This is a genomic window from Streptomyces sp. NPDC005393 (assembly GCF_040606675.1).
Classification (GTDB): domain Bacteria; phylum Actinomycetota; class Actinomycetes; order Streptomycetales; family Streptomycetaceae; genus Streptomyces.
This window is the reverse complement of the sequence record NZ_JBEXFG010000136.1, coordinates 1-1,617: the sequence shown is the minus strand read 5'-3', so window position 1 is coordinate 1,617 and position 1,617 is coordinate 1. Positions and strand designations below refer to the sequence as shown.

General features: G+C 63.3%; 1 protein-coding gene. It reads left to right on the top strand.

Annotated features, from left to right (window positions below; translation table 11 throughout):
- On the top strand, positions 1 to 1,615 hold a 1,615-nt coding region (locus tag ABZS71_RS35605), incomplete at its 5' end, for an MBL fold metallo-hydrolase (RefSeq protein WP_356217007.1).
- Positions 1,616 to 1,617 lie beyond the last annotated feature (2 nt).

Sequence of the window (1,617 nt, the reverse complement as noted above, 5' to 3'; positions counted from 1 at the left end):
CGTTGGATCTCGAAGAGAGGGTGGGGAGCAGATGGCTGAGGAGCCGTTGTTTCTGCGTTCGAAGGCCATTGTGGAGCCATTGGTTGACCGGTTCTTCGCGTGGCCGCATACGCTGGCGCCGGTGCAGGCGGCGATGAATCTGGCGTTTTTGCAGGTGCCGATGCTGGAGTCGTATCTGCAGACTCCGAAGGTGCATGTCGCGGCGAGTAACAATCCTGAGCTGCGGGGTGGGTATTTCATCAACATTCCGGAGGAGCGTGTCGATGAGGTGCGAGATCTTCTGGAGGGGATCAAGCGGGACCGGGCGGACATGCTGCGGTTCGCGGAGGCGATCGCCGCGGGTCAGGAGATCCTGCGGGCGAACGCGACGGGGTTCGATCTGACGCCGTTGTATCCGAAGTTGCCGGCGGAGCTGCACGGTCTGGTGGAGCTGGCGTACGACACGGACAACCAGGCGCAGATGCGGTTCATGGAACCGCTGGTCTACAAGAGCAGTGTGTATTCCGAGGCGCGGCAGTCGGTGCAGCTGTCGTTGGAGCCGGGGTATGAGCGTCCGTTCATTCTGAGTACGCCGCGGCTGCCGTCGCCGGATGTGCTGGAGCTGGCGGTGCCGTTCCGTCACGCGGGTCTGGAGGAGCTGTTCAAGGCGCGGGTGAGTCCGGCGACGCTGTCACATCTGCGAGAGGCGCTGGGGCTGGACGATGCGCAGGCCAAGCAGTTGTCGGGGCTGCTGACTGACCGTCCCAGCGGTGCGCCGGACCGGCACATTGATGGGGGTGGGCGGATCCGGTACTTCGGGCACGCGTGTCTGGTGATGCAGACGCCCCAGGCGGCGATCGTGACGGACCCGTTCATCAGTGCGGACAGTTCCGCTGGTGACCGGTACACGCTGGATGATCTGCCTGCTTTCATCGATCTGGTGCTGATCACGCACGGGCATCAGGACCACATCGTGCTGGAGACGCTGTTGCAGCTGCGCGGTCGGGTCGGTGCGATCGTGGTGCCGCGTTCTTCGCGCGGGAACCTGTCGGACCCGTCGATGGCCCTGATGCTGCGCCAGCAGGGTTTCCCGGTCGTCGAGGTCGATGATTTCGACGAGGTGGAGTTCTCGGGCGGGAAGGTCACGGCGACGCCGTTCCTGGGTGAGCACTGTGACCTGGACATCCGGGCGAAGTCCACTTTCTGGGTGGAGTTCGCGGGTAAGAAGGTGTTCGTCGGGGCGGATTCCTCGGGTATCGACCCGATGCTGTACCGGCGGATCAAGGGTCATCTGGGGACGGCTGACATTGCGTTCCTGGGAATGGAGTGTGATGGTGCGCCGCTGACGTGGCTGTACCAGGCGCTGCTGACGATCCCGGTGTCGAAGAAGCTGAGCAATTCGCGGAAGCTGTCGGGGTCGAATGCGGAACAGGCCGCGGCGATCATGACGGAACTCGGCGCGCACGAGGCGTATGTGTACGCGATGGGTGAAGAGCCCTGGCTGGGACACGTGATGGCAACGACTTACACCGAGGACACGTACCAGCTCAAGCAGATCGAAGAATTCATGACCTGGTGCAAGGACCGGGACATCAAGGCCGGTCACCTCTACCGCCAGCAGGAATGGCGCTGGTAGTC